25 protein-coding genes are annotated in these 22,890 nt (G+C 61.6%); 6 read left to right on the forward strand and 19 right to left on the reverse strand.

All coding sequences use genetic code 11. The features are described 5' to 3' along the window. Positions 1 to 66: 66 nt before the first annotated feature. The 11 genes from F8197_RS18125 to F8197_RS18175 all read right to left on the reverse strand — a co-directional run bounded on the left by F8197_RS18125 (position 67) and on the right by F8197_RS18175 (position 8,428). The gene (locus tag F8197_RS18125) at positions 67 to 438 is read right to left on the reverse strand and encodes an RNA-binding S4 domain-containing protein (protein ID WP_056146928.1); all 372 of its coding nucleotides are present in this window, start codon (positions 436 to 438) and stop codon (positions 67 to 69) included. Continuing rightward, positions 435 to 1,601: a cardiolipin synthase ClsB gene (gene clsB / locus F8197_RS18130; protein WP_152883084.1), complete on the reverse strand. Its 1,167-nt coding sequence runs from the start codon at positions 1,599 to 1,601 to the stop codon at positions 435 to 437. Before clsB ends, F8197_RS18125 begins: the two co-directional genes overlap by 4 nt. Before the next feature lie 9 nt (positions 1,602 to 1,610). Further along, positions 1,611 to 2,429: an endonuclease/exonuclease/phosphatase family protein gene (locus F8197_RS18135; RefSeq protein WP_026637556.1), complete on the reverse strand. Its 819-nt coding sequence runs from the start codon at positions 2,427 to 2,429 to the stop codon at positions 1,611 to 1,613. Between the two features lie 84 nt (positions 2,430 to 2,513). Further along, complete coding sequence (locus F8197_RS18140) at positions 2,514 to 2,915, reverse strand: type II toxin-antitoxin system MqsA family antitoxin (RefSeq protein ID WP_152883085.1); 402 nt, start codon at positions 2,913 to 2,915, stop codon at positions 2,514 to 2,516. A gap of 2 nt (positions 2,916 to 2,917) precedes the next feature. Next, a complete protein-coding gene (locus tag F8197_RS18145) occupies positions 2,918 to 3,223 on the reverse strand; it encodes a type II toxin-antitoxin system MqsR family toxin (RefSeq protein WP_152883086.1) in 306 nt (101 codons plus the stop codon). A 116-nt stretch (positions 3,224 to 3,339) separates the two neighbouring features. Beyond that, entirely contained in the window at positions 3,340 to 3,807 is a 468-nt protein-coding gene (gene nudB / locus F8197_RS18150; protein WP_152883087.1) for a dihydroneopterin triphosphate diphosphatase, read from the reverse strand. Further along, a complete protein-coding gene (locus tag F8197_RS18155; protein ID WP_056146918.1) occupies positions 3,794 to 4,387 on the reverse strand; it encodes a hypothetical protein in 594 nt (197 codons plus the stop codon). The genes nudB and F8197_RS18155 overlap by 14 nt, the downstream gene beginning before the upstream one ends. Then, positions 4,387 to 5,457: an AAA family ATPase gene (locus F8197_RS18160; RefSeq protein WP_152883088.1), complete on the reverse strand. Its 1,071-nt coding sequence runs from the start codon at positions 5,455 to 5,457 to the stop codon at positions 4,387 to 4,389. Before F8197_RS18160 ends, F8197_RS18155 begins: the two co-directional genes overlap by 1 nt. Positions 5,458 to 5,607: 150 nt before the next feature. Then, positions 5,608 to 7,407 carry an aspartate--tRNA ligase gene (gene aspS / locus F8197_RS18165; protein ID WP_193333514.1) on the reverse strand — a complete coding sequence of 600 codons (1,800 nt, stop codon included), beginning with the start codon at positions 7,405 to 7,407 and terminating at the stop codon, positions 5,608 to 5,610. Positions 7,408 to 7,466: 59 nt separating this feature from the next. Beyond that, a complete protein-coding gene (locus F8197_RS18170; RefSeq protein ID WP_152883090.1) occupies positions 7,467 to 8,096 on the reverse strand; it encodes a DUF502 domain-containing protein in 630 nt (209 codons plus the stop codon). Positions 8,097 to 8,116: 20 nt separating this feature from the next. After that, entirely contained in the window at positions 8,117 to 8,428 is a 312-nt protein-coding gene (locus tag F8197_RS18175; protein WP_152883091.1) for an FmdB family zinc ribbon protein, read from the reverse strand. A 243-nt stretch (positions 8,429 to 8,671) separates the two neighbouring features. Here F8197_RS18175 and F8197_RS18180 point away from each other — a divergent pair, with 243 nt between their 5' ends. Continuing rightward, a complete protein-coding gene (locus F8197_RS18180) occupies positions 8,672 to 8,914 on the forward strand; it encodes a hypothetical protein (protein WP_152883092.1) in 243 nt (80 codons plus the stop codon). Here the strand turns inward: F8197_RS18180 and F8197_RS18185 are convergent. The 5 genes from F8197_RS18185 to ubiE all read right to left on the reverse strand — a co-directional run bounded on the left by F8197_RS18185 (position 8,862) and on the right by ubiE (position 13,596). Further along, positions 8,862 to 9,455 carry a methyltransferase gene (locus F8197_RS18185; protein ID WP_152883093.1) on the reverse strand — a complete coding sequence of 198 codons (594 nt, stop codon included), beginning with the start codon at positions 9,453 to 9,455 and terminating at the stop codon, positions 8,862 to 8,864. The genes F8197_RS18180 and F8197_RS18185 overlap by 53 nt on opposite strands. 15 nt (positions 9,456 to 9,470) lie before the next feature. Continuing rightward, the gene (gene ubiB / locus F8197_RS18190) at positions 9,471 to 11,036 is read right to left on the reverse strand and encodes a ubiquinone biosynthesis regulatory protein kinase UbiB (protein WP_152883094.1); all 1,566 of its coding nucleotides are present in this window, start codon (positions 11,034 to 11,036) and stop codon (positions 9,471 to 9,473) included. Then, positions 11,033 to 11,644: an SCP2 domain-containing protein gene (locus F8197_RS18195; RefSeq protein WP_152883095.1), complete on the reverse strand. Its 612-nt coding sequence runs from the start codon at positions 11,642 to 11,644 to the stop codon at positions 11,033 to 11,035. Before F8197_RS18195 ends, ubiB begins: the two co-directional genes overlap by 4 nt. Positions 11,645 to 11,732: 88 nt before the next feature. Continuing rightward, a complete protein-coding gene (locus tag F8197_RS18200; RefSeq protein WP_056146902.1) occupies positions 11,733 to 12,722 on the reverse strand; it encodes a Tim44 domain-containing protein in 990 nt (329 codons plus the stop codon). A 139-nt stretch (positions 12,723 to 12,861) separates the two neighbouring features. Next, positions 12,862 to 13,596, reverse strand: a complete 735-nt coding sequence (ubiE, locus tag F8197_RS18205) for a bifunctional demethylmenaquinone methyltransferase/2-methoxy-6-polyprenyl-1,4-benzoquinol methylase UbiE (RefSeq protein ID WP_019923383.1) — start codon at positions 13,594 to 13,596, stop codon at positions 12,862 to 12,864. Between the two features lie 116 nt (positions 13,597 to 13,712). Between ubiE and F8197_RS18210 the strand changes: the two genes are divergently transcribed. From F8197_RS18210 to F8197_RS18220, 3 genes are all read left to right on the forward strand, one after another. After that, positions 13,713 to 14,090: a lysozyme inhibitor LprI family protein gene (locus F8197_RS18210; protein WP_152883096.1), complete on the forward strand. Its 378-nt coding sequence runs from the start codon at positions 13,713 to 13,715 to the stop codon at positions 14,088 to 14,090. Positions 14,091 to 14,167: 77 nt separating this feature from the next. Then, the gene (locus tag F8197_RS18215; RefSeq protein ID WP_152883097.1) at positions 14,168 to 14,902 is read left to right on the forward strand and encodes a HipA family kinase; all 735 of its coding nucleotides are present in this window, start codon (positions 14,168 to 14,170) and stop codon (positions 14,900 to 14,902) included. Next, positions 14,899 to 15,711, forward strand: coding sequence for a DUF3037 domain-containing protein (locus F8197_RS18220; protein WP_152883098.1), 813 nt, complete (start codon positions 14,899 to 14,901; stop codon positions 15,709 to 15,711). Before F8197_RS18215 ends, F8197_RS18220 begins: the two co-directional genes overlap by 4 nt. Before the next feature lie 15 nt (positions 15,712 to 15,726). Here F8197_RS18220 and F8197_RS18225 read toward each other — a convergent pair whose 3' ends face one another. From F8197_RS18225 to F8197_RS18235, 3 genes are read right to left on the reverse strand one after another with little or no spacing between them, the layout of a single operon-like run. Next, positions 15,727 to 17,133 (reverse strand): alpha/beta fold hydrolase, encoded by a 1,407-nt coding sequence (locus tag F8197_RS18225; protein ID WP_152883099.1) that lies wholly within the window; start codon positions 17,131 to 17,133, stop codon positions 15,727 to 15,729. Beyond that, positions 17,133 to 18,425 carry an LLM class flavin-dependent oxidoreductase gene (locus F8197_RS18230; protein ID WP_152883100.1) on the reverse strand — a complete coding sequence of 431 codons (1,293 nt, stop codon included), beginning with the start codon at positions 18,423 to 18,425 and terminating at the stop codon, positions 17,133 to 17,135. Before F8197_RS18230 ends, F8197_RS18225 begins: the two co-directional genes overlap by 1 nt. Next, entirely contained in the window at positions 18,425 to 20,668 is a 2,244-nt protein-coding gene (locus F8197_RS18235; RefSeq protein WP_152883101.1) for a TonB-dependent receptor, read from the reverse strand. The genes F8197_RS18230 and F8197_RS18235 overlap by 1 nt, the downstream gene beginning before the upstream one ends. 213 nt (positions 20,669 to 20,881) lie before the next feature. Here F8197_RS18235 and F8197_RS18240 point away from each other — a divergent pair, with 213 nt between their 5' ends. Both F8197_RS18240 and F8197_RS18245 read left to right on the forward strand, forming a co-directional pair. Then, complete coding sequence (locus F8197_RS18240) at positions 20,882 to 21,934, forward strand: LacI family DNA-binding transcriptional regulator (RefSeq protein ID WP_152883102.1); 1,053 nt, start codon at positions 20,882 to 20,884, stop codon at positions 21,932 to 21,934. A gap of 8 nt (positions 21,935 to 21,942) precedes the next feature. After that, the gene (locus F8197_RS18245) at positions 21,943 to 22,884 is read left to right on the forward strand and encodes a sulfonate ABC transporter substrate-binding protein (RefSeq protein WP_152883103.1); all 942 of its coding nucleotides are present in this window, start codon (positions 21,943 to 21,945) and stop codon (positions 22,882 to 22,884) included. Positions 22,885 to 22,890 lie beyond the last annotated feature (6 nt).

The following is a 22,890-nucleotide window of genomic DNA, read 5'->3' on the forward strand; positions in this document are numbered from 1 at the left end:
CGGTGATCTGTTGCAGGGTGGCGCCTTGCGCGCGGTCCGGACCCGCGCATCAGGACGAAGGTGAGCCTACAATTTGCCGAGCTGGCGGCGGTCGCGCTTGGTGGGGCGGCCTTTGAAGTCGGCGGTCGGCTCGCGGAACAGGCGGCGGTTTTCTGCCACCAGCGCCCGCCGCTGCACGCTCTCGTCGGTCTCTTCGTACAGGTTGCGGGCGATCGGCGCGGCAGCGCGCACGTCGGACAGATTCATCACATCGACTTCCCAGCGGTCGGAGCCGTTGTCGATGTCGAGCTGGTCGCCGATGTGCACATTGCGTGCCGGTTTGACCTTGTCGCCGTTGACTTTGACTTTACCGCTATCGATGGCATCGGTGGCCAGGGTACGGGTTTTGAAGAAGCGCGCGGCCCACAGCCACTTGTCGAGTCTGACGGTATCACTCATGCATATTTTCCTACTGAGAACAGGCGCATCACGGTCCGGTAGAACACGAACGCGATCTCGTAACCGATGCGCCGAAAACGGCCGACATGTTCGAAGTCGGCATAATCAATCGGTACGCCATCGGCGACGGCGTCCTCGATGTGGGCGCGCAAGGTCTGCGCGAACGCGGCATCCTTGATCACCACGTTGGCTTCCTGGTTCAGGAACAGCGACAGGCCATCGACATTGCTCGAGCCCACGGTGGCCCAGTCGTCGTCGATCACGGCCACCTTGGCGTGCAATTGCGTCTTGCGGTACTCGACGATCTTGACGCCGGCCGCCAGCAGTTTCGGATAAAACGAGTGGGCGACCGCATCCTGCAGCCAGATCTCGCCCACGCCGATCAGCAGTGTGACATCGACCCCGCGCTCGGCGGCAGCGGCCAGCGCGCGGCGAAACTTGCGCCCCGGCGCGAAATACGGATTGGCCAACAGCACACTTTTACGGGCGCGGCCCAGCGCCTGCAAGTACGCGCGCTGGATGGTGCTGCGGTTGCGCAGGTTGTCGCGCACCACGAAGCCGGCCTGCACCATGTTTTCGGCGGCAGCCTTGTTCACCTTGCGCATGTCGCGATACAGGCTGATGCGCTTGATGAGGTTCATCTTGCCCAGCCGGCGCCACTGGGTTTCCTGCTCTTTTTGCACCGATGCCACCAGCGGCCCGCACACTTGCACCGCGAAATCCCAGCGCGGAAAATCGAGCGGGATCGCGTGGTTGTAGTCGCAGAACATGTCGTCGTTGATGTTGATGCCGCCGACCAGCGCAATCTCGCGATCGACCACGCAGATCTTGCGATGGGTGCGCGTGACGCCGCGCTTGAACCACGGGTTGAACACGCGGTGTTCGACGCCGCCCGCCACCAGCTTCTCGTGCATGTTGTTGACCTGGCGCCGGCCCGTGCCCCACCAGTCGGTGATCATGCGCACGTGAATGCCGCGCTGGGCAGCGCCGATCAACGCCGCCATCACGCGCTGGCCGGTGTCGTCGGGGGCAAAGATATAGGTTTCGAAATAGATTTCGTGACGGGCGTTGTCGATCGCTGCAATGAGCGCGGGAAAATAATCCGTGCCGGTATGCAGGAGCCTGACTTCGTTATCGGCGAGGAAGTTGACAGAGGTGCCCATGGCGCCATTCTAGCCAAGTGATAGCGACGCGACAATCGGCGCGTGATCCGACAACTTGGCCCACAGCGACCCGTGCAAGACCTCGGCCGTATCGACCTTGAAGCCGCGCACGTAAATCCGATCGAGGCGGAAAAACGGCAGCGCCGACGGGAAGGTGCGGGCCGGATTGACGGACGATTTGCGGCGCAGCGTGCGCATGATGTCGCTGAGCGCCGACGGCGGACCGCCAAGCTGGTCGAACGCCTCCACCACGCCGAGCGCATTGCGCAGTTCGGCGCTGAGGGTATTGCGCCAGTCGTTGAAATCGCCGGCGATGATCACCGGTTCGCCATCGGGCGCCGACGCGCGCACGGCGGAAATCAGGGCCTGGGTCTGGCGCCGGCGCCCGGCCTCGAACAAGCCCAGGTGCACCACGTAGCAGTGGACGATGCCGTGCGGGGTATTGAGTACGCAATGCAGGATGCCGCGCTGCTCGTAGGCGTGGTCGGACACATCGTGATTGGCCATATTGGCGATCGGGAAGGCACTGAGCAGCGCATTGCCGTGATGGCCGTGGTCGTACACCGCGTTCATGCCGTAAGCGGCGTGCAGGTGGCGCGATTCGCCGGCAAAATACTCGTGCTGCGACGCGGCGGGCCAGTGCTTGGTACCGAGGTGCTCGGCGCCGTACTTGGCGGCCTTCAGGTCATGCTTGCCCTGGACCTCCTGCAGAAACACCACGTCGGCGTCGAACATGCCGATAGCCTGCTTGAGCGCCAAAACACGCGGCTCGGCCCGGATCGAGGACACCCCTTTATGGATGTTATATGTGGCAACACGGATTTTCATAGAAACATTGTAACCCTGAGTCCGCGAAGCTGTACGTTCGCCGCCGCACATACGAATTTTCCGGCGAACAAGGGTGCGACTTGGTTACGCTGCCGCCACTTCCTGTAATAACTCCGGGTGATTGTTCAAAAGCTTCAGCAGTTTGACGGTGGCCAGTGGCGGCCTGGTTTTGCCCAGCTCATAGCGCGAAAATGCATTGACCCCACCGCCGAAAATCTCGCCAGCCTGGCGCTGGTCGAGATTGAGTTTCTTGCGCACGCTGACGATGAATTGCGGATCGACCGCCGCAGCGTTGACTTGCTTGTTAAAGGCCAGCATCAGGTCCATCGTGCGACGGGACTCTTGCGGCCCCAGGACAGATTCGTCGCAGTTGGAACAAAAGTCCCCTTCCACCTGGGGCAGGATCGTGGTTTCGCCCTTGTACGTATAAGGCACGTCGCGCACATCGTGCACCAGTGCGGATTCACCGCAGGTTTCGCATTTCATCGCTATAACTCCTTGAACGAGACGATCAATACGCCGTTTTGTATCATCAATTTAAGATAAACAGGGTCTCCCGCCAGCGTCCTCGTATGGTAGACATCCATCCAGTGCCCCGGATTTTTGTTCGATTCCATGGTCTTGTAAAACCGGCCTCGGGCTGGCAGATCCACCACGACGTCAATCAGACCGTCGAGGTCAAGCCCCAGAGCGACGGCGCCAACGCGCGCCACGTGAGTCGTGCGGAAATGTCCCTGTTTTATCAGCGCAATCATGCGCGAGAGGTCGTGTGTCGGAATGCTGCAGCTGGTCATGGCGATTGTCCCAAGCTGAATCGAAGATTAACCCAGTTGGTTAATTTAATCAACCAGGTTAATGCAGATTAGCTTGGGTGCACAGCCGAGGACTGCGATAGATCAATCGAACAGAGCTACTCCAAGTGTCGTGGCAGCAGCAGGATCGCCTCCGCATTCGAAGACGAAAAACACTTGTCGGCCGCCTCCAGGTAGGGCAGCCAGGCGTGGTCGATATGCTCGCGTGGCGACAGCGTGATCGGCGTGTCGCGCGGGACTTCCACGCTGAAAATGTGCTCGGTGTTTTCGACCACCCCGGGTGCGTAGCGGTGGCGCCATTCGGGGTAGATGGTATAGATATTCGACAGTTGCCAGTCGCGCAGCACGATGCGTTCGCCGTCGGCCACGATGCCGGTCTCCTCGAACAACTCGCGCGCCGCTGCTTCGATGAACGGCTCGCCAAGCACGTCGATCGAGCCGGTGACAGATTGCCAGAAACCGGGACGGTCGGCGCGTTCAATGAGCAGTACTTGCAGGTCGGCGGTGTGAATGACCACCAGTACGGATTCGGGGATCTTGTAGCCGGCTGGTTTATTTTCTGTCATGAAGTTCAAGTAATCGATGAATGCAACGATGTAAGCTGTCCGATTGCAGCCGCGCGGCATCGTGGTTCCAGTTTAGCCGCACAAAGCGGGCGACTTCGGAAGAATACAACGGGCCCTCCATCGCTGTATAGCCCGTTCGCGGCACCAGTGCTTCCCTGATCACTCTCGACCGTGAACTACGGGCTAGGTTGACCAGCGCCTGCTTTGGATCGGCCAGCGCTTCGACATCGCGTGGAATTTTTACCAACGGCACGTCGAGGAAGCGGGCAACACCTTTTCTGTCCGCAAGTATCCATGACTCGATCTCGCGCACGGCGACGCGAAACAGGTGCGTGGCTGCCCGTTGCGGCAACCAGTCGTGCACCACCGCTGGTGGACAGCTTTTGCCAGTATCCATGAAATCAACCAGGGTCAGTAGCCCGTGCACGCCGGCGGCCCGGTCAAACGACCCAATTCTCTGCTGGATGTAGTTCCAGCCTTTTTTACCGTAGGTGACGCCTGACTCGTGGCCGCAGTCTTGCAGCAGTCGCTGGGCGACGGCTTCGTCAACATAGCCTTCGACCAGCAGGTTGAAATACATTACAGCTCCACTGCCAGCTGTGCCATACGCGGCGGTGCCGATTTGGGCAACATGACTTCGGCTACCGACATGCCCTCGCGCATCAGCTGCCGATCGTAATCGTCTGCACTTGCCACGATGCTGCCGCCTTTGACGGGAACCAGTCGCAAGACTTCCTCAGCTGCGATGCCACCGTCGCGTAACAAGTCTTCAGAGTGAGTGCTGATCAAAATTTGCCGCTGAATCCGCTTCTGCCGGTTCATCTGACCCAAGATTTGCGCCAGCTGCGCAACGACGTCGTGGTGCAACGCACTTTCGGGCTCCTCCAGCAGAAGAGGACCTTCGCCATCAAACATCCCCCATAGCAAAGCCACTATGCGCAAGGTGCCGTCGGACAAATCGCGCTCGTCGTGTACCGTGTGCCGGCGCCAATCGCTATAAGCGACGTTTAAATGCGGATTACCCGCTTCGTCGGCAACAATGTCCAGCTTGCTGAGTTGCGGTAGTGCGATCTGCAAAACCCGCTCGATTTTCTTTAACCGCGCAATGCGTGTGCGTTCCGCTGTCTGCCACATTCGGGGCAGGAAACCGGAGCCGGGCAAATGGTCGTGCACGAGCAGTGGCGACGAGATGGTTTTAAAAAATTGTGCACACGGCCCGAACTGATCGTGAACGTTCAGACCTTCGAGCAGGGTTTGATAGGTTGGTCCCGAAGTCGCTAAGCCGCCCTCTTGGCTGATCGTCTCGCCCAAGCCAGCCAGCATCTCCTGCACCACGCAGCCGCGCATAGCGCTGTCGTGGTTGAGTACTAGCCGGTATGTCCAGGTTTCGCTGTCGTCGGTTACTGCGATGGCAATCTCGATGTCGGCATCCGGCGCGGCAGCAAAATTGCGCAACATATGGACTCCTCTGCGCGCGGCCACAGCCGCCTGCAAACCATCATGCGCGACATCGCGCAGAAAACGCAAGGCATCGAGCAAATTGGTCTTGCCCGAGGCGTTAGGACCGATGAGAAAAGCGCGCGGTGGCAGATCGACATCGGCCGTCCGAAAATTGCGCCAGTTGCGAAGCATGAGATGTTCGATCCGCATCGCCAGCTCCTCCAAATCGATAGGACTTTCGACAGGATAGACCAAGCGGCACCCGCTGTCAGCCGCCGTTTCAATGGCGCGAAATAAGAAAAAGGCGCTACGAGAGCGCCTTTTTCTTTTAACTATTCGCTAAAGCGAACACAGCTAAAATCAGCTAGCGACCTTCGGCTCAGCCGCACGCAGGCGGATGTGCAGTTCCTTGAGTTGCTTCTCGTCGACTTCCGACGGGGCCTGGGTCAGCAGATCCTGGGCGCGCTGGGTTTTCGGGAAGGCGATCACGTCGCGGATCGAATCGGACTTGGTCATCAGCGTGACGATACGGTCCAGGCCGAAAGCCAGGCCGCCGTGCGGTGGCGCGCCGTATTGCAGTGCGTCGAGCAGGAAGCCGAATTTCAGACGCGCTTCGTCAGCATCGATTTTCAGCGCGCGGAACACTTTCGACTGCACTTCTTCGCGGTGGATACGGATCGAACCGCCGCCCAGTTCCCAGCCGTTCAGGACCATGTCGTAGGCCTTGGCGATGCAGGCGCCCGGGTTGGTTTCCAGCCAGTCTTCGTGGCCGTCTTTTGGCGCGGTGAACGGGTGGTGGGTCGCGGTCCAGCGGTCCGATTCTTCGTCGTATTCGAACATCGGGAAGTCGATCACCCACAGCGGCGACCAGACGTCGTCGAACAGGCCGGCGTTCTTGCCGAATTCCGAGTGGCCGATTTTCACGCGCAGCGCGCCGATGGCGTCGTTGACGACCTTGGCCTTGTCGGCGCCGAAGAAGATCAGGTCGCCGTCTTGCGCGCCCGTCAGTTCCAGGATCTTGGCCAGGGTTTCGTCGTCGATGCTCTTGACGATCGGCGACTGCAGACCTTCGCGGCCCTTGGCTTTTTCGTTGACCTTGATGTACGCCAGGCCACGGGCGCCGTAGATGGCGACGAACTGGGTGTACGCGTCGATTTCCGAACGCGGCATCGAACCGCCTTGCGGTACGCGCATGCCGACCACGCGGCCGTTAGGCAGGTTGGCGGCGCTGTTGAAGATCTTGAATTCCACGTTTTTGACCACTTCGGTCAGTTCGGTGAACTCCAGCTTGACGCGCATGTCCGGCTTGTCCGAACCGTATTTGCCCATCGCTTCGGAGAAGTTCATCACCGGGAACGGGTTAGGCAATTCGACGCCCATGGTGTTGGTGAACACCTTGCGGATCATGTCTTCGAACAGGTCACGGATTTCCTGCTCGGTCAGGAACGAGGTTTCGCAGTCGATCTGGGTGAATTCAGGCTGGCGGTCGGCGCGCAGGTCTTCGTCACGGAAGCACTTGGTGATCTGGTAGTAACGGTCGAAGTTGGCGACCATCAGCAGTTGCTTGAACAACTGCGGCGACTGCGGCAGCGCGAAGAAGCTGCCGGCGTTCACGCGCGATGGCACCAGGTAGTCGCGTGCGCCTTCAGGCGTGGACTTGGTCAGCATCGGGGTTTCGATGTCGATGAAGCCCAGGTCGTCCAGGTACTTGCGCACTTCCATCGTTACCTTGTAACGCAGGCGCAGGTTGTTTTGCATCTGCGGGCGACGCAGGTCCAGCACGCGGTGGGTCAGGCGGGTGGTTTCCGACAGGTTGTCGTCGTCGAGCTGGAACGGCACGGCCACGGACGGGTTCAGCACTTCCAGTTGCGAGCAAACGACTTCGATCTTGCCCGATTTCAGGTTGTTGTTGACGGTGCCGGCCAGGCGGTCCTTGACCACGCCGGTCACGCGCAGGCAGAACTCGTTACGTACGGCTTCGGCGGCCTTGAACACTTCGGCTTGCTCCGGATTGCAGACGATCTGCACCAGGCCTTCGCGGTCGCGCAGGTCGATGAAGATCACGCCGCCGTGGTCGCGGCGACGGTGTACCCAGCCGCACAGGCTGACGGTTTGGCCAAGCAGCGCTTCAGTGGTGAGGCCGCAGTAGTGAGTACGCATTGAGGACATGATTATTTCTCGGTTCAGGTTAAATTACTCAGAGAGTTCGGCTGTATTGTTTACTTGGTGATGCGTTCCGGCAGGGCGATGGCTTGCGGAACATCTTCCGGCGCCACCACGCCCATCGAGACGATGTATTTCAGGGCAGCATCGACGGTCATGTCGAGCTCGACCACATCCTTGCGCGCCATCATCAGGAAAAATCCCGAGGTCGGGTTCGGCGTGGTGGGCACGTACACGCTCACGTAGTCGCCCACCAGGTGGTTTTTCACGTCGCCGCCGGGTGTGCCGGTGAGGAAAGCGATGGTGTAAGAATTCTGGTGCGGATACGGAATCATCACCGCCTTGCGGAACGCGTTGCCGGACGACGACAGCAAGGTATCGGACACCTGCTTGACGCTCGAGTACAGCGAGTTCACCAGCGGGATACGCTTGAGCAGCTTTTCCCACACGCGCAACACGTAGTTGCCGACCAGGTTGTTGGTCAGCAGGCCGGTCAGGAACACGATCACGACCGTCAGCAAGGTGCCCAGGCCGGGAATGTCGAAGCCGATCAGCGTGTGCGGCTGCCAGCGCTCGGGCACGAACAGCAGCGACTGGTCCATGGTGCTGATCACCAGGTTCAGCACCCAGGCGGTAATCGCCAGCGGGACCAGGATCAGCAGGCCGGTAATGAAATATTTACGCATCGATTGCTCTGCTCATGGGGTCAATCCCCTTTGGTGGTGCTGGATGGCGCAGCAGCCGGCGCCGGTGCAGCAGCAGGCGTTTCCGACTTGGCCGGCGCCGACGAGGCGATCGCGCCCGACGGGCTGGACACGCCGGTGGCTGGCGGCGTGCCACCACGGAAATCGGTGACATACCAACCCGAGCCCTTCAGCTGGAAGCCGGCGGCGGTCAGTTGTTTCTTGAACGAGTCCTTGCCACATTCTGGGCAAACAGTCAGCTGCGGGTCGGACATCTTCTGCAAGACATCCTTGGCAAAACCACATGCCTCGCAGCGGTAAGCGTAGATCGGCATCTATTACTCCGCAAAAATCATCAAAACCCTGAATTATAAAGCCTTTTGGGCGCCCTACTCCTGTTTCCTGTGGCCAAGGTCAGTCGGCGGCGCATAGTTAATCGCTTTCATTGAAAAAAGCTATTCGCCAGCGGTTTGAATTCATGGTCTAATCCACCCTTATGCGCTGATTTCCCAATCCCTGAATCGTTGCGCGCCTTGTCGTCCAGTCGTCGACGCTTACATCTCCTGATTGGGAAATACATGAAAAAGTACGTCTTTGCCGGCCTGTTGGCCACTGCCCTGCTCTCTCCTGCCTTTGCACAGAGCAAGTTCGTTGCAGAGTCCCCCAGCGAACCGTTGCACCGCCGTTCGATCGTCCTGTGCGCACTGGCGCTGGTCGCGGTGCATGCCTGCGCCAGCCGCCGTAAACTGCCCGGCAAGCGTCCGATGCTCAACGCCGGCGCCACACCATCCAGCGCTCCCTGCCTGCAAACACAGCGATAGAATCACTGACAGCCTCGTCCACTTCGCAGGCGAAATCGGCCTGCAACAGCGCATCCAGCGCAGTGCGGCCAATGCCGAATGGCGGACCTTTCGGGCGGTCGTCAAAAAAGAAGTACCCAGCCAGCAGTGCCCCCGCCGGTAACAACTGCGCCCAGCGCGCGGCCACTTGCGGCCACATGGCCGGCGGCATCGCACACAAAAAAGCCTGCTCGTAAATCAGTTGCAGTGGCTGTAGTGGCTGCCACGTGAAAAAGTCTGCCTGCACCACGTGTTGTCCATGGCTGCCTGCCACCACCTTGGCGGCAGCGACGGCGGCCGGCGAGAAATCGATGGCGGTGGCGTTCCAGCCGGCGTCGCGCAGCAGTACCAGCTCGTGGCCGGCGCCGCAGCCGGGAATCACCGTGGCCACCGGAGCGTTGGCAACAACAAAATCGCGCAGCGCTTGCGGTGCGGCGCCCCGGTCCCAGGGCGTGAAGCGGCGCTCGAAGCGCTCATCCCAGAACGCCGGTGACAGGGGATCGCGCTGGGCAAAGTCCGTCATGCTGGTTGCATCACCTTATTGCGGCATGAAATGGGGCCAGAACTCGTAGGACACCAGCGCCAGCACCACCAGGGTGACGGTCCAGGCCGCGCCACTGAGCAGGCGGTTGGTGCGCTGCTGTTCGTGGATCAACACCTTGAGCAGCTCGGTATTGTCGCTGGGACGTTCGCCCTGCTGCTCCAGCGCCCGGTGTAGCAGGCGCGGCAGTTGCGGGAAGATCTGGGCGTAGCGGGGCGCCTCGGCCTTGAGGCGCTGGTACAGGCCCTGCCAGCCGACTTGCTCGGCCATCCAGTTTTCCAGGTACGGCTTGGCGGTTTTCCACAGGTCGAGGTCGGGGTCGAGCTGGCGGCCGAGCCCTTCGATATTGAGCAGCGTCTTTTGCAGCAGCACCAGTTGCGGCTGCACTTCCACGTTGAAGCGGCGCGACGTCTGGAACAGGCGCAGCAGGATCTGGCCGAACGAGATATCTTTCAGCGGGCGATCAAAAATCGGCTCGCAGCAGGCGCGCACGGCCGCTTCGAGCTCGTCGACGCGGGTTTCCTTGGGCGCCCACCCCGATTCGATGTGCGCCTCGGCAACGCGCTTGTAGTCGCGGCGGAAGAAGGCCAGGAAGTTTTGCGACAGATAATCCTTGTCGTAATCGGTCAGCGTGCCGACGATGCCGAAGTCGAGCGCGATGTAGCGGCCGAACGTTTCCGGCTCGATCGACACCAGGATGTTACCGGGGTGCATATCCGCATGGAAGAAGCCGTCGCGGAACACCTGGGTGAAGAAAATCTCCACGCCGTCGCTCGACAGTTTTTTCAGGTCCACGCCGGCAGCGGCCAGGCGGTCGATCTGCGAGACCGGGATGCCATGCATGCGTTCCATCACGATCACATTGCTCGAGCAGTAATCCCAGTGCATTTCCGGCACCAGCAGCAGGTTGGAATCGGCAAAGTTGCGGCGCAGCTGGCTGGCGTTGGCGGCCTCGCGCATCAGGTCCAGCTCGTCGTGCAGGTATTTGTCGAACTCGGCCACCACCTCTTTCGGTTTCAGGCGCTTGCTGTCGGCCCACAAGCGGCTGGCCAGGTCGGCGGCGATCTGCATCAGCGCCACGTCCTCGTCGATGGTCTTTTTCATGCCCGGGCGCAGCACCTTGACTGCCACCTGCTTGCCATCCTTGAGCGTCGCAAAGTGTACCTGGGCAATCGAGGCCGACGCCACCGGTGTGCGCTCGAACGAGGCGAACAGCTGGTCCGGGTGGGCGCCGAGCGATTTGTGGATTTGCGCAATGGCGATATCGGAATCGAACGGCGGCACCCGGTCTTGCAGGCGTGCCAGTTCGACGGCGATATCGGGGGGAATCAGGTCGCTGCGGGTGGAGAGCACCTGGCCGAACTTGATGAAGATCGGTCCCAGGTCTTCCAGCGCCAGGCGCAGGCGCACGCCGCGCGGGGAAGACAGGTCACGCCAGAAAATCACGGTGTCGATGAACCGCGCCGTGCGTGGCACCTTGAAGCCGGAAATCGCTATTTCGTCGAGGCCGTACTTGATCGCCACCCGCATGATCTTCAGGAAGCGGAGTAATTTCAAAATCATTGGGTTCCCAGTTTCTGTTCCAGTTTGGCCAGGCGCTTGGCAGCGCGCTCGACGTCGTCGCGCAGGCGCGTGACGTCGGCCGATAATTCTTCCACCGCGTGCGGGCGCACCAGCAATTGTTTTTCATCGAGCAGGTATTCGGCGACGTTTTCGGCCAGTTTCTGGTGGCCGTTTTTCACCGCCTTGAGCGCGCCGCGCGCCCCTGCCGCCAGGCGGTTGGCCGCCAGCGGCCCCACCAGCTTTTCCAGGTCCACCTCGGCCTCCCAGCGCAGCGACTGGCTCAGGCTCGACAGCGCATTGGCAAACTCGGCATCCCCCTCGATGCGCACATAGGAAAATGCCCGCGCGCGGTCCTGCACGATCAGCGGCAGGTCGGTGGGTTTCACGCGGATGGTCACGCTGGCCACCGCTTCGGCCGGGGCCGCTTCGAGCAGGCCGTCGGTGGTCACGCGCAGGCGCACGCTTGCCACGCCGGCGTCGATGGCGGCCACCTTGCCGGCATGGCGCTGCAACTCGCGGCGCGCCCACGGCTCCTGGGCTAGCAGGTGATTGATCACGGCGCTGGCGGGCACGGCGGCAGAAAGAACACTGGGATTGGGGATCGTCATTCGGTACGCTATCAAAACAGGGCCACAAAACAAAACCGCCCATCTACGGGCGGTTTTGATCTTACCATTTTGCGGGGAAACCCACGGTTCAGGCCACCTGTTGAATACCTGCCAGCAGCCAGCCGGCCGAACCCGACACGGGCTTGCTGAGGTTCCACACTTCGTTGAGCGGCTCGGCCAGTGCATCGCGGGCCGGCTTGACCATGCCCGTGAAACGTACACTGGCCAGGTAGTCGGTGGCGGTGGTTTCAATGCCCAGCAGTTCGGCTTCGAGGCTGACCACGTCGGTGTAGTCGGCCTGGGTGCGCTCTGACAGCTGCAAACGCATTTCGGCAAACACTTCCGGCGTGGTGAATTCGCGGATATCGTTGGTATCGCCCTTGTCCCAGGCTGCTTGCAGGCGGATGAAGTTGCCTTTTGCGACACGCAGGAACGACGCTTCATCGAAGTCCGCCGGCACGCCCCATTTCTGGTGAGCAGGCACGGCAGCCGGCTGGTACTGGTAGTTCTGACCGGATGACAGGCCCGAACCGATTTCCGGCGTGGTGTTGCCGCTATTGAATTGCGCAGGCTGCTGGGCTGGCGTGAACGGCTTGACGTTGTCGTTATAGCCACTGTTACCGCCATTGCCGCTGAAGCCGCCACCGTTACCGCCAAACGCCGAAGGCGCCGGTTGCGGCTGCGATTTACGGCGGATCATGCGCACGATGAAGAATACCGCGCCGGCCAGCAGAGCCAGCATCAGGATGGTACCGATGGCGCTACCCAGCGCGCCACTCAAGCCCAGGTGCGAGAACAGTGCGCCCAGGCCCAGGCCCAGCAGCGCGCCGCCCAGGATACCTTTCCATGGGCTGGCCGGTTTTGGCGGTGTGGCCGCGTTAGGCGTGGCGGCAGGCGCCTGGCGCTGCGCACCTTGCGGAGCCTGCTGAGGAGCTGCGGCCGGCGGCATGCGCTGGACATTTTGCGACTGGCGACCGATCGAACGGCCACCGCCGGCAGGGCGGGCGATGGCTTCGGACACCATCGAGAAGACGGAGACGGCCAGCACGGCGGTCATCAGGAATTTTTTAACAGTCATGGTCTCTACCCTACAAAGTAATTGCTCGTTGCGGGGACCCGGAGCCTGTTGTGGTGCGCGTCGTTTTGTGCGCGACGCGCGGGCGGCCCGGTGTCCTTCGAGCCGCCAGCTTACCTGCAAAGGGGCTGGACAGGCTTAGTTACAGCTTAATGCCGGTGTGCAACGCGGCCACGCCGGCCGTCAGGTTGTAATACTTGACGCTCTCCAGGCCCGCCGTTTCCATCATGGTCTTCAGGGTTTCCTGGTCGGGATGCATGCGGATCGATTCGGCCAGGTAGCGATAGCTTTCGGCATCGCCGGCGATCTTCTGGCCCATCCAAGGCAGCACCTTGAACGAATACAGGTCGTACGGCTTTTGCAGCGGCTCGATCACTTTCGAGAATTCCAGCACCAGCAACTTGCCGCCCGGTTTCAGCACGCGGCGCATTTCCGCCAGCGCCTGGTCCTTGTGCGTCATGTTGCGCAGGCCAAAGGCCACGCTCACGCGGTCGAAATAGTTATCGGGGAACGGCAGCTTCTCCGCATCGCACAACAAGGTGGGGGTCAGCAGGCCGCGGTTCAAGAGGCGATCGCGCCCCACGCGCAGCATCGATTCATTGATGTCGGTGAGCCAGACTTCGCCGGTGGGGCCGGCCTGCTTGGCAAACGCCTTGGCCAGGTCGCCCGTGCCGCCGGCAATGTCGAGGCACTTGAAGCCAGGACGCACGCCGGCGTTGGCGATCGTGAAGATCTTCCAGATACGATGCAGGCCACCGGACATGACGTCGTTCATGATGTCGTACTTGGCGGCGACAGAATGGAAAACCTTGGCGACTTCGCGGACTTTGTCGTCTTCCGCGACGGTTTTGTAACCGAAATGAGTGGTATTGGTCATGGTGGCAGGCCTGTTAGTTTGCCTGCATTATACAAGGTAGGCAAACTTGTGAGCGCCGGGGAAACGTGGCAAACTTGGCAACCACCACCTGACCGGATGCTCCCGGATAATCAAAAATGAAAACAGTCATTGCCGCCCTGCTGCTGTGCGCATCGGGCGCCGCGTTTGCCAATTCCGCCTGCGACAAGCCAAAAAGCGATTTCGATGGCCTCTACTGCTTGAACAAGGTCTACCAGGAAGCGGACAAGGAACTCAACACCAATTACCAGGCCTTGAGCCCCAAGCTCGATGCCGATGGCAAGCAGGCGCTCAAGAAAGGCCAACTGGCCTGGATCCAGGAACGCAACGACAACTGCTCGCGCCGCGAGGCCCGGGGTTTCTTCGTCAACCTCCAGTGCGCGACCGACACCACCATCAAGCGCTCGCAGTTCCTGCAGGACCGGGCGCGCGAGTGCAATAGCTCGGGGTGCCAGAACAGCAAATTGAAAGAGTAGTTACCAGACAGGTGTCCCAAGAAGTGCGGCTGCGGCCGCTGCGCGCAATGAACAGTCAAACACAATCGTGAACGCCAATGCCGGTAGAAATAGTTGAAATAATCGACCGCTCGACCCAAGGAATGACGTTTCCGTTCATCTGCCGTGGCGAAGATGGGAACATTTATTTTGTTAAAGGCAGAGGAGCCGGGCGCAGGAGCCTTGTATGCGAATGGATTGCAGGCGCCTTGGCGCGCCACCTCGGCTTGCCGATTGCACCTTTTGAAGTGGTTTCCATCTCCGAGGATCTGATCGGACTTGCCTCCCGTCCTGATTTGGCAGATCTGGGTGCAGGCCTTGCGTTTGGTTCATGCCGACGGGCGATCACAGAACTGACTGTCGCCCATCGAGATCAGATTCCAGTCGCGCTTCAAAGAGACGTCTTGATGTTCGACTGGTGGATAAAAAATGGGGATCGAACCCAAACCGACGTGGGTGGCAATCCCAATCTTTTTTGGGATGTTGAAAGTAATAGTTTGCTCGTCCTCGATCATAACCAAGCCTTCGATCCTGAATTTTCTCCCAAAATCTTTGGAGAGCTTCACCCTTTCCGTGCGCACATCGATAGAATTTTCTCGGACATGGTTGACAGGGATGCGTATGCTACTCGCTTCGAAGCTGCTATGGCGACGTGGGATGCAATCTGCGATACTGTACCTCCAGATTGGTGGTATCTGGACCCGGAATGCACCATCCCTCTGGAATTCGACCGCCACACCCTCAAGCTGTTGCTGCTTGACTGCCGCAGCAATGCTTTTTGGACGATGCCATGAAAATGATCCCTTGCCTGTACGCGATAGTTCGCTTCTGCCCCTTCGTGGAGACAGAAGAATTCGCCAATGTGGGCGTGATTATTATCGCGCCGGAGCAAAAGGTATTCGAGTTCAAGCTGATGACCAAGAAGCATGCTCGTATTACCAATTTCTTCGAGCAGCTTGATGCGCAAGTGTTCAAGACATCGATACAAAATCTCAAAGGAGAGCTGGAGCGCATTCGCAAGCTTTCGCAAGACCAAGATCCCATGTTTGCGCGCGCGCTCTTTGAAGAAGTCGTACGCCCCCGTGAGGCGGTAATCAAATTCAGCAATGTCAGGGCTGTACTCATGAACGACGCGAAAGCGAAGCTCGATGAACTGTACGGCTATTACGTCGAGCGCGATTTCGTTACGCCCGAATACCGAGAACAAGTACTCGAAAAGACTTTGCGTAAGTGGTTCAACGAGGCGGGTGTGGGATCGCGGTTTGACCGGCTGGAGATCGGTAACGAGGAATATCATGCGACCTTCCCCTTTGTAGAGGAAAAGCATGGCGAAGCATTCACTGCGGTTAAGCCACTCAACCTTGGACAAGACCAACCGAGCAAAATTCTTGACCACGGCGGCGCATGGGTGTGGCGACTTGCCCAGCTAAAACGCAAAGGTACGCTACCGGAACGCGTTCTGGTGGCCGTCGAAGGCCCAACAGACTCGACTACTCCAGCGAGAACAAAGGCTTTTCGTGACGTGATCAATGAGCTTTCCGACGCTGGCGCGGCGGTCCTCACCTACGATCAGAAAGCAGAGATCCTCTCGTTTGTCGAATGAGAGGATCTGGTTTACTCACCGCGCCGGCAAATGCCGCCACTCCAGCCCCAGCGCCGCGCGTTTGGGGAAGCCTTGCCACAGGCCGGGGTCGGGTTTGATGGTGCCGTCGGCGGTCAAGGGCGGCAGGTCGAGGTAGCCTTGCAGCGGCTGCTGCTTGAGCTGGACGCCGAGGAAGGCAGTGACGAAATGCTGGTTGATGTTGTTGATGCGGCGGCTGTCCCACACCGGCTCGGAGTACGACTGGAAGTCGTCGGGGTTGCTCCACATGGCCGGTGATGGCGGGTTCGGTGCGCTGTTGTGGCGCCCGCCCACGTAGGTCAGCAGGTAGCGGTCGGCGTTGACCGTGCCTTCGAACAGGCGCTTCACGCCATCCTGGTAGCCGGCCACGTCGTCCTGATCGCCGCTGATGAATAGCACCGGCGTGCGCACGCCGGCCAGGCCGTCGGCATCCCACACCTTGTGCGCGCCGCCCCATGGCGCGAATGCCACCACCGCCTTGATGCGGGCATCGCGCTGCTGCGCATATTGGGTATTGCCCTGCTGGTTGACGGCCAGCTTGCCGCCGGGGACGAACGCCACCGCCGCCGCGCTCACGCCCGCCCCCACCGTGTTCAGGGCGCCGTAACCGCCCATCGAGTAGCCGACCAGCGCGGTGCGGTCCACGTCCACCAGGCCGGCCAGGAAATTGCCGCTGCCGGGCTTGGCCCACGCTGCGACGGTGTCGAGCACGAACAGGTCATCAAGCCGGCGGTTGAGCAGGGTACTGGCAAAGCCGGCCTTGTCGGCGCGGGTCGATTCGGGATGGTCGATGGCGACCACCACGTAGCCTTTCGAGGCCAGGTTCTCGGTCAGGTAGCTCATTTGCAGGCGCGAGCCGGGATAGCCGTGGGAGACGATCACGAGGGGATATTTGACGTCCCGCGCGGGCGCCGAGGCAGAACCGGCGGCAAGCACGTCGGCCGCAGAGGTCGAGGCGTTATTGCGCGCAACCGACGCGTGAGCGGCGTCACGTGCGGGGATGAAAGGAGCTGCATCGCGCACAGGGATTAAAGGCGCGGCGTCGCGTGCCGCGCGGCCATTGAACTGGAACGGCGTGTTGGGGCGCTTGGGATCGTTGGGGCCGGAGCCCAGGACATCGGTATAAACGGTATGCTCGACCTGACCGTTGGCCAGCGCGGCCGGGTACCAGACTTCCAGCGTGAGCTTGCGCGTGGTGCGCGGGTTGGGCGCCTGTTCGGTCACGCGCAGCACGTCGAGCTGGTCGCGGTGTTCGATCACCAGCGTGCGCACGCCCACCTTGGCCGGACCGCGCGCGGCCAGTTCCGGCGCGTCGGGCCGGGTATCGCCGAAGTATTCCTGGGCGTGCGGAGCGCCCATCATCATCAACAACGCTACCGCCACTACCCTGCTCACTGCCTTCATCAATACTCCTGTAATCCCAAGTGGTCGCGCAAGGTGGTGCCCGTGTACGCGGTGCGGAACAAGCCGCGCCGCTGCAGTTCCGGCACCACCAGCGCCAGAAAATCATCGAGGCCGCCCGGCAAAGCCGGCGCCATGAAGTTGAAACCGTCGGCCGCCCCGCCCTCGAACCATGCTTCGATCTGGTCGGCCACCGTCTGCGCCGTGCCGATCACGGTGAAGTGACCGCGTCCGCCGGCGATGCGTTCGTACAGCTGGCGGATCGACAGGTTCTCGCCCTGCGCCAGGTTGGTCAGCAACTGCTGCCGGCTGCGCTGGCCGTCCTGGGTTTCCGGCAGCTCGGGCAGCGGGCCGTCGAGCGGATAGCCGGACAGGTCGAAATTGCCGATCATGCGGCCCAGCAGCGCCAGTCCCGCCTTCGGCTCGATCAGGCTTTGCAGTTCGCCGAACTTGTCGTCTGCCTCCGCTTGCGATGCACCCACCACCGCGAACAGGCCGGGCATGATCTTGAGCGCATCGGGATGGCGCCCCTTGTCCGCCACGCGGCGCTTGATGTCGCGGTAAAAATCCTGCGCCCCCGCCAGCGTGGGCTGGGCAGTGAACACTACTTCGGCGGTGGCCGCCGCCAGGTCCCGGCCCGCTTCCGATCCGCCCGCCTGCACCACCACGGGCCGGCCCTGAGGGCTGCGCGTGACGTTCAGGGGACCGGCCACCGCGAAGTGTTCGCCGCGATGATCGAGCTTGCGGATGCGGGATGGATCGGCCAGCACGCCGCCCGCCTTGTCGTTGACCAGTGCGCCATCTTGCCAACTATCCCACAGTCCTGTGACAACCTGATGAAATTCGCGGGCGCGCGCATAGCGCTCGGCGTGAGCCACGTGCTGGTCGCGGCCAAAGTTGGCCGCCTCCGCCGCGTTGTCGGACGTGACCAGGTTCCACCCTGCCCGGCCGTCCGACAGCTGGTCGAGCGAGGCGAACTGGCGCGCCACCGTGTACGGCTCGTTGTATGTCGTGGTGGCGGTGCCGATCAGGCCTATCTTCTCGGTCGATGCGGCTAGCGCCGACAGCAAGGTCAATGGTTCGAGCGACGGGATATTGCCGGTCAGCGCCAGGCTGTCGGCAAAGAACACCGCGTCCAGGCACGCCGCTTCGGCGTTACGCACCTGCTGGCGGAACACCTTGAACGGATTGCTGTCCAGGTCCGTTTGCGGGTGGCGCCACGCGGCCACGTGGTGGCCATGGCGCATCATGAAGGCGGCGATGCTCAGTTGTCGGCGGGTGGCTGGTGCAGTCATCAGAACTCCTTGCGCGCGGTCAGGCCGAAGTAGCGTTCGTCGTCGCGCGGCACGGCGCGGGTGACGTAGCCGGTGGACGTGACCAGGTTGGTGGCGTACGACTTGTTGGCCAGGTTCTTGCCCACCAGTGCGATGCGCCAGCCGCCGACCGGCGACGACAGCGCGATGCTGGCGTTGACGATGCCATAGGCGCCCTGGATCGCGTCCGGCGACTGGAACAGGTCGAACTGGGTCTTGGACTGGTAAGCGTAATCGGCCGAGAAGTCGGCGAACAGGCCGTTTTGCAGCGCCAGCGCGTAATTGGCGCGGGTGAACGCCTTCCACTTCGGCGAGAACGGCAGCGGCTGGCCATTGAGGTTGCACGACGCGGTGGCCGCAGGCGGGCAATTGAAACTGTCGATCTTGGCGTCGGTGTAGGCCAGCGCGCCGGACAGCGTGAATTCACGCGTGGGGCGGGCGGTAACATCGAGTTCCACGCCACGGGTGGAGACCTTGCCGGCGTTGATCAGGCGCGTGATCACGGTGCCGCCCACGGTGTCGAAGAAATTGGCCTGGTAGTTGTCATACTTGGTGTGGAACACGGCCAGGTTGGCGGTCAGGCGACGGTCGAAGGCGCTGGTTTTCAGACCCAGCTCGAACGAGTCGGACGTCTCGGGTTTCAGCGCCAGCGTATCGCGCGCCAGCATGTTGAAGAACACGTTGTAGGCCGGGCCCTTGTAGCCGCGCGAGTAGGTGGCATAGGTGTTGACGTTGTTCGAGACATCGTGTTGCAGGCCCAGGCGGCCCGAGTAGCCGTCCTCGCTGGTCGAACCGCTGTTTTGCACGCCGGGCTGCACGCCGGGGAAGGCGGCGGTCGATGTCGAGGTGCGCACGTGGTCGTACGAGAGTTCATCGCGGGTGGCGCGCGCGCCGACAATCGCCCGCCAGTCGGCGGCAAAGTTGATCGTGCTCTCGCCGAACAGCGAGTAGCTGTCGTTCTTGACGCCATAGTCGGCGCGGCCGGCATTGAACACATTGGTGGTAACCAGGCGCTGGTAGGTTTCGCGGTCCTTGCCGTGCAGGTAGTAGGCGCCCACCACGTAGTCGACCAACTGGTCTTTGGGCGACGCCAGGCGCAATTCCTGCGACACCTGGCGGAAATCCACCGTGCCGATATCGCGCGTGGCCGGATACGCGGCCGTGATGCGCGACGGTTCCGCAGCGTTGCCGATGGCCGAGGTGCTGGTGTACTGGGCGTTGTCCCAGTCGCGCACCGCCGTGATCGAGGTCAGCGTGTGGCCGCCCAGGCGCCAGTCCACTTGCGCGGACAGGCCCTTGTTGGTGTCGCGGATGTCGCTCGGGATGTCGGTAAAGACCTGGCGGTTTTCCGCGCTGGCCACCACCGGCGCGATGCCCGCCACGAACGGGGCGCTGGTGGCAGCGGTTCCGGTGAGCTTGTACGGCGTGAAGGTGGGCGATGCGTTGGAGCGCAGGTAGTCGGCGATCAGCACGATATCGACATCTTTATTGGGCGTGATATCGACGCGGGCGCGGGCGCCCTTGCGGTCGTAGCCATTCACTTTGCCGCCGCCGGCGTGGATGTTATCGACATTGCCGTCGTAGTCGGCATACAGCGCGGTGAACGAGCCGCGCACCACGCCCGGCTGGATCGCGCCCGATACGCCGGCGCGCACACGCTTCTCGTTGCCTTCGTACCAGGATGCATCGACGTAACCGCTGGCTTGCTCGCCCGGCTTGCGGCCGATGACGTTCAACACGCCCGACGACGCATTCTTGCCGAACAGCGTGCCTTGCGGGCCGCGCAGGATTTCGATGCGGTCGATATCAAGCAGGTCGAGCGTGGCCTGGCCCGGGCGCGCGAACACCACGCCATCGACCACGGTGGACACAGTGGGTTCCACGCCGGGCGACGTCGAGATGGTACCGATACCGCGCACGAAAATGGTGGAATCCTTGTTGCCGCCCTGCTGGCGGAAGGTGGCGCTTGGCACTTCCTGGATGATGGTGTCGATGCTGTTGCGGTTGGACTGGGCCAGTTGCTCGCCGTCGATCACCGACACGGCCACCGGTACCGATTGCAGCGACGCGCTGCGGCGCGTGGCGCTCACCGTCACGGTGGGAATCGATGCGGTTTCGCTGCGGTCCGCAATCGGCGCGGCATCCTCCGCAGGGGTTGCCCATGCGCTGCTGACCAGCAAAGCGCCCGTCGCCAACACGCCGATTTTTTTAGTCTTGTTCTTCATTGCAGAGTCCTTGATTGAGAAGCGCGCCTTGCGCCATATGCATAAATTGACTTTTGATCGGTGAAGAACCAACTTAGCGAGGCAGCTGCTGTTTGCTACACTTCGATGGTACCGATACCCTTTTTTTAGTGTCGTGGCATGCAGTTTTGAAGTCAAAGAATTAAAAAAATCATCGATATGTCTTTTTGGAATATGCCTTTATGAGCGCCATCCATGACTGAACCTGCAGCACCAAGAAAGCGCCGCGGCTCCGGCCGCGCCACCATTCACGACGTGGCGCGGCTGGCCGAAGTGGGCTCGATCACGGCGTCGCGCTACTTCAGCGAACCAACCCGCGTGGGCGCCAAGCTCAGTGCGCGCATCGCCGCCGCCGTCAAGCAGCTCGGCTATGTGCCCAACCTGGTGGCCGGCGGCCTGGCCTCCTCGCACGGACGCATGGTGGGCATGGTGATCCCGAATATCTCGGGGCCGATCTTTGCCAACACCATCCAGAGTTTCAGCGACACCCTCACCCGCCACGGCTACCAGCTGCTGCTGGCGTCAAGCTATTTTTCGGCCAAGCAGGAGGAGAGCGCTGTGCGCACCTTCCTGGGCTGGAAGCCGGCAGCGCTGGTGGTCACGGGCCGCTTCCACAACCGCGCCACCGACAAGCTGCTGGCCACCGCCGGCGTGCCGGTGGTGGAAACCTGGGACTACCAGCCGCGCCGGCAGCATATCCAGGTGGGCTATTCGAACCACGCGGTGGGCGAACAGGCCGCGCGCTACCTGTATGCCAAGGGTTATCGCCGCATCGCCTTCGTGCAAAACAGCGTGGCCGGCGACTTGAGCGCGGTCGATCGCAGCGACGGCTACGCGGCGGTGATGCGCGAGCATGGCCTGGAACCAGTGATCTACGTGCCCACCATGGAAGCGCCGTTCGACGCCGGCAAGCAGGCCATCGAAGCGCTGGCGCTGGCGCCGGCTAAAAAGAGCAAGGCGGTGGAAGCGATCATCTTCGCCAACGACAACCTGGCCGCCGGCGCGCTGCTGGCCGGCCAGCGCGCCGGCCTTGCCATCCCCGGCAAATGCGCGATCGTCGGCTTCGGCGACTATGCGTTTTCGTCGCTGCTGCTGCCGAGCCTGACCACGATACGGCCACCGGCGCGCGAGATCGGCGAAATCGCCGCGCTGCGCATCCTCGAACAACTGGGCGTGCTGCCCGCGTCCCATGCCGATTCGCGGTTGAATCTGCTGGCCTGTGAATTGATAGAGCGCGAAAGCGCATGAGGAACAACATGAAGAAATGGATCGTTGCAATAGTCGCGGCAGCAGCCCTGCCCCTGGCTGCCCACAGTGCCGAAATAAAAATCGGCTTTCAAAAGGGCAGCGGCTTGCTCAGCATGATCAAGGCGCAGGGGTCGATGGAAAAAGCCCTCGTAGGCCACCAGATCAAGTGGATCGAGTTCCCTGCCGGGCCGCAGATGCTCGAAGCGCTCAACGCCGGCAGCATCGATTTCGGCAGCACCGGCGCGCCGCCGCCCGTGTTTGCGCAGGCCGGCGGCGTCGATCTGCTGTACGTGGGCGCCGAGCCGGCGCCCGTCAACAGCGAGGCGATTTTCGTGCCCAAGGATTCGCCGCTGCGCAGCGTGGCTGCGCTCAAAGGCAAGCGGGTGGCATTTCAAAAGGGTTCCGGCTCGCACTTCCTGCTGGCATCGGCATTGAACAAGGCCGGCTTGAAGATGGCCGACATCGTGCCCGTGTACCTGTCACCGTCGGATGCGCGCGCGGCCTTCGTTTCGGGCAGCATCGATGCGTGGGTGGTGTGGGATCCGTATTTCGCGTCCGCGCAAAAAGCCTACCAGGTGCGGGTGCTGGCCGACTATACCGGCTTGCCGCTGGCCAACGGCTTTTACCTGGCCTCGCGCCGCTTTGCGCAGCAATCGCCACAACTGGTGGCAACCTTGCTGGAGCAGGTGTCGGCATCGGGCCAGTGGGCCAATGCGCATCCGAAGGAAACCGGCGCCAGCCTGGCACAGCTGACCGGTCTGCCAGCCGATATCGTGGCCACGTGGCTGGCGCGCTCGCGCTTTGGCGCCACGCCCGTCACGCCCGAGATTGTTGCCAACCAGCAGCGCGTGGCCGACCTGTTTTATGAGCAAAAACTGATCCCCAAGCAAGTCAATATCGCCAGCCGCGTCTGGGTCTGGCAACCGAGGCCTGCCGTGCGGCCCGATTGATGTAGC

The sequence above is a fragment of the Duganella sp. FT27W genome (genome assembly GCF_009295655.1).
GTDB lineage: Bacteria > Pseudomonadota > Gammaproteobacteria > Burkholderiales > Burkholderiaceae_D > Rugamonas > Rugamonas zoogloeoides.